This is a genomic window from Mycobacterium sp., assembly GCF_052145595.1.
Lineage (GTDB): Bacteria > Actinomycetota > Actinomycetes > Mycobacteriales > Mycobacteriaceae > Mycobacterium.
In genome coordinates this window covers 1-6,406 of sequence record NZ_JBKQOI010000328.1, presented here as the reverse complement: position 1 = coordinate 6,406, position 6,406 = coordinate 1, and the positions used below count along the sequence as shown (strand labels likewise).

The window sequence follows — 6,406 nt, the reverse complement described above, 5'->3', positions numbered from 1 at the left end:
TGGCCGTTACGCCGATATCCCTGACACCGGGCGTCCTCGCGGAGGCGGTGGTGGACCTGGGTGCTATTGAGCACAACGTGCGGGTGTTGCGCGAGCACGCCGGGCGCGCGCAGGTGATGGCCGTCGTCAAGGCCGACGGCTACGGCCATGGGGCCACCCGGGTCGCCCGCGCGGCGTTGGCCGCCGGGGCGGCCGAGCTCGGTGTCGCGACGGTCGACGAGGCACTGGCACTGCGCGCCGACGGAATCGCCGCGCCGGTGCTGGCATGGCTGCATCCGCCCGGCATCGACTTCGGTCCGGCGCTGCTGGCCGACGTGGAGATCGCCGTGTCCTGTGTGCGTCAGCTCGACGAGCTACTGGACGCCGTGCGCCGGACCGGTCGAACGGCGACGGTGACCGTCAAGGTCGACACCGGGCTGAACCGCAACGGCGTCGCCCCGGCGTCATACCCGTCGATGCTCGCCGCACTGCGCCAGGCCGTCGCCGACGATGCCATCCGGTTGCGGGGGCTGATGTCGCACATGGTTTACGCCGACCAACCGGACAACCCCATCAATGACGTTCAGGCCCAACGGTTCAACGACATGCTGGCTCAGGCGCGCGACGGGGGGCTGCGGTTCGAGGTTGCGCACCTGGCGAATTCATCGGCCACCATGTCGCGTCCCGACCTGGCTTTCAACCTGGTTCGGCCCGGTGTCGCGGTGTACGGCCTGAGCCCCGTGCCCGGGCTGGGCGACATGGGGCTGATTCCGGCGATGACGGTGAAATGCACGGTTGCGCTGGTCAAGTCGATTCGTGCCGGCGAGGGCGTGTCCTATGGACACACCTGGGTCGCCGACCGTGACACCAATCTGGCGCTGCTGCCGATCGGCTACGCGGACGGCGTGTTCCGGGCGCTCGGTGGGCGCCTGGACGTGCTGATCAACGGCAGGCGGCGGCCCGGTGTCGGGCGGATCTGCATGGACCAGTTCCTCGTCGACCTGGGTCCCGGTCAGCCCGACGTAGCCGAAGGCGACGAGGCGATCCTGTTCGGGCCCGGCGCCAGAGGCGAAGCCACCGCCCAGGATTGGGCCGATCTGCTCGGCACCATCCACTACGAAGTGGTCACCAGCCCCCGGGGGCGGATCACCAGGACCTACCGCGAGGCCGAAACCGTTGAGCCTTGACGAAACCCGCAGGCGCCACAGCGGCAGGGCTTGGCTTGCGGGAGGCGCCGGGCTGACGGCCGTCGCCACCATTGTCGGAGCCTCTGCCCGCCGGTCGATGGTCCAACGCGCCACCATTCGCGAAGACCCTTACGCCGATGAGGATTTCGAGACGATCGACGACGACCGCAGCTACGTGGTGACAACGCCCGACGGGGTGCCGTTGGCGATCCGTGAAGCCGGCCCGGTGGACGCGCAGGTGACCATGGTCTTCGTGCACGGATTCTGTCTGCGGATGGGCGCCTTTCACTTTCAGCGGACCCGGCTCCTCGACCAGTTGGGTCCGCACGTCCGGATGGTCTTCTACGACCAGCGCGGTCACGGGCGCTCCGGCGAAGGCGCGCCCGAAACCTACACGCTGACCCAACTCGGCAAGGACCTGGAAAGCGTGCTCGAGGTGATCTCGCCGCGCGGGGTGATCGTGCTGGTCGGCCACTCGATGGGCGGCATGACGGTGTTGTCGCATGCCCGCCAGTTCCCCGGCCAGTACGGACGCCGGATCGTCGGCGGCGCGCTGATTTCCACTGCCGCCGAAGGGGTGACGCGTTCACCGCTGGGCGAGATCCTGAAAAACCCGGCGCTGGAAGCGGTCCGGTTCACCGCCCGGTCCGCGCCCAAGCTGATGCACCGCGGCCGTAACGTGTCTCGGTCACTGATCGGCCCGGTGTTGCGGGCCGCGTCCTACAGCGACCTGCAGGTCAGCCGGAGCCTGGACATGTTCTCCCAGCAGATGATGAACGACACCCCGATCGCCACCCTGGTGGGCTTCCTGGATGCCCTGGAAACCCACGACGAAACCGCCGGACTGTGGACGCTGCTGCGGATCCCGACCCTGATCGCATGCGGTGACCACGACCTGCTCACCCCGGACGAGTACTCGCGGAAGATGGCGGCCTGTATGCCGTTATCCGAGCTGGTCATCGTCACCGGGGCCAGTCATTTGGCGCTGCTGGACAAGCCCGATGCCATCAACGGGGGGCTGGTCCGGCTCGTCGGCCGCGCCCTTCCGGGCAAGGCGGCGCTGCGGTACCGGCGATTCCGGGAACGGTTGCGGCGCCGTGGCTGAACCGCGGTCGGCGCTTTCGGGCACGGCGACGCTGGAACATGTCGAGGACACCGTCACGTTGGGCACGCGGTTGGGCGAGGAGTTGCGCGCGGGCGACGTGGTGGTGCTCACCGGGCCGCTCGGTGCGGGAAAGACCGTGCTGGCCAAGGGCATTGCCGCGGCGCTGGATGTCGACGGCCCGGTCACGTCGCCGTCGTACGTGCTGGCGCGGGTGCATCCGCCGCGGCGGCCCGGCGCCCCGGCGATGATCCACGTCGACGTCTACCGGTTGCTGGACCACACGGGCGCCGACCTGTTGGGGGAGCTCGACTCGCTGGACCTCGACACCGACCTTGACGACGCGGTCGTCGTGGTGGAGTGGGGCGAGGGCCTCGTCGAACGCCTCTCCGAGCGGCACCTCGACATCCGTCTCGAGCGGGTCAGCCACTCCGACGTGCGGATCGCGACCTGGGAGTGGGGCCACTCGTGAGCCTCATCCTCGCCCTCGACACCGCCACCCCGGCGGTGACCGCGGGCGTCGTGCGGCTAGACGGTCCCGACTGCGCCGTGCTGGCGGAGCGGGTCACCGTCGACGCCCGTGCCCACGCCGAACGGCTCACCCCGAACGTGCTTGCCGCGCTTGCTGACGCCGGGCTGGCGATGGCCGACCTGGACGCCGTGGTGGTGGGCTGCGGGCCCGGCCCGTTCACCGGTCTGCGGGTGGGCATGGCCACCGCCGCCGCATACGCGCACGCGCTGGGCATCCCCGTGCGCGGGGTCTGCAGCCTGGACGCCATCGGCGCGCGAACCACCGGCGACACCCTGGTGGTCACCGACGCCCGCCGGCGCGAGGTCTACTGGGCCCGCTACCACGACGGGTTCCGCATGCACGGCCCGGCAGTCAGCGCCCCGGCCGACGTCAACCCCGGTACGGCGCGGGCGGTCGCGGGTTCGCCCGAGCACGCGGCGCTGTTCGACCTGCCGCTGAGCGGGCCGGTCTATCCGACACCGGCCGGCCTTGTCGCCGCGGTACCCGACTGGTCGGAGCGCCCGCTGCCGCTGGTCGCGCTGTATCTGCGCCGGCCCGACGCCAAGCCCCTGGCGGCGCCCCGATGACCGCCTGCAGCGAGCCCGTGACCATCGGCGCGTTGACGCCCGCCGACGCAAAGCGGTGCGCCGAGCTGGAGGCCCAGCTGTTCGACGGCGACGACCCGTGGCCCGCGGTGGCCTTCAACCGGGAACTGGCCAGCAAACACAACCACTATGTGGGCGCGCGCACCGCCGACACGCTGGTCGGCTATGCCGGCATCTCCCGGCTGGGCCGCACCCCACCGTTCGAATACGAGGTGCACACCATCGGCGTGGACCCGGCATACCAGGGACGGGGCATCGGCCGCCGGTTGCTCGATGAGCTGCTCGATTTCGCCGACCGCGGTGTCGTCTACCTGGAGGTCCGCACCGACAACGAGGCGGCCATCGCGCTGTATCGCAGCGTCGGCTTCGAGCAGATCGGCCTGCGCCGGCGCTACTACCGGGTCAGCGGCGCCGATGCGTACACGATGCGGCGGGCGCATGACCACTGAAAAGACCGTCCTCGCCATCGAAACCTCTTGCGATGAAACCGGTGTCGGCATCGCGCGCATGGAGGCCGACGGAACCGTGACGATGTTGGCCGACGAGGTGGCCTCCAGCGTCGACGAACACGTCCGTTTCGGCGGCGTCGTCCCCGAGATCGCCTCCCGGGCGCACCTGGAGGCGCTCGGTCCCACCATGCGCCGCGCGCTGGCCGCCGCCGGCCTGACGAAGCCGGACGTTGTAGCCGCCACCATCGGGCCCGGGCTGGCCGGCGCCCTGTTGGTGGGAGTGGCGGCGGCCAAGGCGTATTCGGCCGCCTGGGGGGTGCCGTTCTACGCGGTGAACCACCTGGGCGGGCACCTTGCCGCCGACGTGTATGAGCACGGACCGCTGCCCGAGTGTGTGGCCCTGCTGGTGTCCGGGGGACATACCCACCTGTTGCATGTGCGTTCGCTCGGCGAACCGATCATCGAGCTGGGCAGCACCGTCGACGACGCCGCCGGCGAGGCCTACGACAAGGTGGCGCGGCTGCTGGGGCTGGGCTATCCGGGCGGCAAGGTGCTCGACGACCTGGCCCGCACCGGCGATCGGGACGCCATCGCGTTCCCGCGCGGCATGACGGGCCCGGCCGATGACCCGTACGCGTTCAGCTTCTCCGGGCTCAAGACGGCCGTCGCACGGTATGTGGAGAGCCATCCCGACGCGCTGACGGCCGACATCGCCGCGGGATTCCAGGAAGCCGTCGCGGACGTGTTGACCATGAAGGCGGTGCGTGCGGCGACCGCGCTGGGCGTCTCGACCCTGCTGATCGCGGGCGGAGTGGCCGCGAACTCGCGGCTGCGGGAGTTGGCGGCGCAGCGCTGTGCGGCGGCGGGCCTGGCGCTGCGGATCCCCAGGCCCCGGCTCTGCACCGACAACGGGGCGATGATCGCATGCTTCGCCGCGCACCTGGTGGTCGCCGGGGCGCCGCAGTCACCGCTGGACGTCGCCAGCGACCCAGGCCTGCCGGTGGTAAAAGGCCAGTTGTCCTGATGGCCGACGGCGCACGTCGTCAGGTACCGGTTTCTTAGGCGACGATGAGCAGGTCGTTGCCGGTCGCCCAGGCCTGGGTGAAGGTGGCCATAAGGATCTGCTCGTCGCGGCCGTTGGGGGTGCCACTGTCGTTGAGGTGGACGATGTCGGCGCGGGTGTCGACACCGGTGACGACGACGGCGTGGTCGGCCTGCGTCCGCTGCCCCTGACCCGGCGGGTAGCGCCAGATGGTTTCGGCGTTGACCGCGGCGATCACTTTGCGGCCGCCGGCCAGGTCCTGCTTCAGTGCGTCCATGGTGTTGCCGGTCGTGAGCTGGGATTGGACGCCGTATTTCTGCAGCAGCACGACCAGGTCTTCGGGGGAGGTGCCGTCAAAGCTGTAGATGCCGCCGCGGTGGGCTTCGCTTTTGGTGAACACACCACGTAGCTCGATGCCGATTTGGGTGGGTTCTCGACCGGTAAGTTGGCCGACCACGTCGGCGACCGCCATCAAGCCGCAGTCGTCCCCGTACTGGTAGCGCCAGTACGATGCGGCGGCGTAGGGGTTGCCGTACATTTGGCCGTTCGGGTCGCCGTGGGCGAGCCCGGCCAATCCGATGCCAACCGCGACGATCAGTGTGGACACGCTGCCGGTGCGGGTCGCGCTGAGGATGCCGGTGAACATGACCTCAATTGTTAGCACTTGACGGACTCTCGGGCCGGTAACGGCGTCCACTTGCGTGTGGCGTGCCGCCGCGTGGCTACTGGCTTTGGGATTGCCGCTGATCCCGCAGGCACACGGCCGCAACCGGTCGTTGAAAACCCAGTTGGCGGGCCCGCCGACGGGGAAGCAGCGGGCCGCCCTTGAGTGCTAGCACTCTCATGTATAGAGTGCTAGGTGGCATTCGGACGGTCCCCTGGGTCGGCACCCGCGACGACGGCGCGAGGGCACGGACGAATGCCGGATCACCTGATAATCCCGGTCGGTTCGGGTCAAGCCCCGGACCGACCGCCAACTCCGGTCCGGAGGCCCCGGACCCGATCTAATTAGTGGAGGGCTCCAATCGTGGCGAAGGTGAAGATCAAGCCACTCGAGGACAAGATTCTCGTGCAGGCCAACGAGGCCGAGACCACGACCGCTTCCGGTCTGGTCATTCCTGACACCGCCAAGGAGAAGCCGCAGGAAGGCACCGTCGTCGCAGTCGGCCCCGGCCGGTGGGACGAGGACGGTGACAAGCGGATCCCGCTGGACGTGTCGGAGGGTGACACCGTCATCTACAGCAAGTACGGCGGCACCGAGATCAAGTACGGCGGCGAGGAATACCTGATCCTGTCGGCGCGCGACGTGCTGGCTGTCGTATCCAAGTAAGGACCGTGTTCCGCCCCGGCGATCCCCGCGTACAAACGCGGGTGATTTCCGGGGCGGCATGCGTTCGTAGTTGAGGAGCCTGATGAGCAAAATCATTGAGTACGACGAAACCGCGCGTCGCGCGATGGAAGCGGGCGTGAACGCTCTCGCCGACGCGGTACGGGTGACGCTGGGGCCGCGCGGCCGGCATGTGGTGCTGGC

The 6,406-nt window shown here is 69.4% G+C and carries 7 protein-coding genes and 2 pseudogenes; 8 read left to right on the top strand and 1 reads right to left on the bottom strand.

Translation table 11 applies throughout. The annotated features are described in order from the left end of the window. From alr to tsaD, 6 genes and pseudogenes are all read left to right on the top strand, one after another. Window positions 1–1,166, top strand: a 1,166-nt coding sequence (gene alr / locus ACLP4W_RS27490) for an alanine racemase (protein WP_442390525.1), incomplete at its 5' end; no start/stop codon positions are given. Window positions 1,167–1,263: 97 nt separating this feature from the next. Further along, window positions 1,264–2,163: pseudogene (locus ACLP4W_RS27485) on the top strand (alpha/beta fold hydrolase); the annotation flags it as partial. Window positions 2,164–2,253: 90 nt separating this feature from the next. Further along, window positions 2,254–2,740 (top strand): annotated as a pseudogene (gene tsaE, locus ACLP4W_RS27480) (tRNA (adenosine(37)-N6)-threonylcarbamoyltransferase complex ATPase subunit type 1 TsaE). Beyond that, window positions 2,737–3,366: a tRNA (adenosine(37)-N6)-threonylcarbamoyltransferase complex dimerization subunit type 1 TsaB gene (tsaB, locus tag ACLP4W_RS27475; RefSeq protein ID WP_442390524.1), complete on the top strand. Its 630-nt coding sequence runs from the start codon at window positions 2,737–2,739 to the stop codon at window positions 3,364–3,366. Before tsaE ends, tsaB begins: the two are co-directional and overlap by 4 nt. Then, a complete protein-coding gene (gene rimI / locus ACLP4W_RS27470) occupies window positions 3,363–3,833 on the top strand; it encodes a ribosomal protein S18-alanine N-acetyltransferase (RefSeq protein ID WP_442390523.1) in 471 nt (156 codons plus the stop codon). The genes tsaB and rimI overlap by 4 nt, the downstream gene beginning before the upstream one ends. After that, window positions 3,823–4,857 (top strand): tRNA (adenosine(37)-N6)-threonylcarbamoyltransferase complex transferase subunit TsaD, encoded by a 1,035-nt coding sequence (tsaD, locus tag ACLP4W_RS27465; protein ID WP_442390522.1) that lies wholly within the window; start codon window positions 3,823–3,825, stop codon window positions 4,855–4,857. Before rimI ends, tsaD begins: the two co-directional genes overlap by 11 nt. Before the next feature lie 34 nt (window positions 4,858–4,891). Here the strand turns inward: tsaD and ACLP4W_RS27460 are convergent, their stop codons facing one another. Next, window positions 4,892–5,521 carry a C39 family peptidase gene (locus ACLP4W_RS27460; protein ID WP_442390521.1) on the bottom strand — a complete coding sequence of 210 codons (630 nt, stop codon included), beginning with the start codon at window positions 5,519–5,521 and terminating at the stop codon, window positions 4,892–4,894. A gap of 381 nt (window positions 5,522–5,902) precedes the next feature. On the opposite strand from ACLP4W_RS27460, the gene groES reads away from it, so the two are divergent. Then, window positions 5,903–6,205: a co-chaperone GroES gene (gene groES / locus ACLP4W_RS27455; RefSeq protein ID WP_090600574.1), complete on the top strand. Its 303-nt coding sequence runs from the start codon at window positions 5,903–5,905 to the stop codon at window positions 6,203–6,205. 82 nt (window positions 6,206–6,287) lie between these two features. Continuing rightward, window positions 6,288–6,406: hypothetical protein (locus tag ACLP4W_RS27450; protein WP_442390526.1), on the top strand; the 119-nt coding region annotated here is incomplete at its 3' end.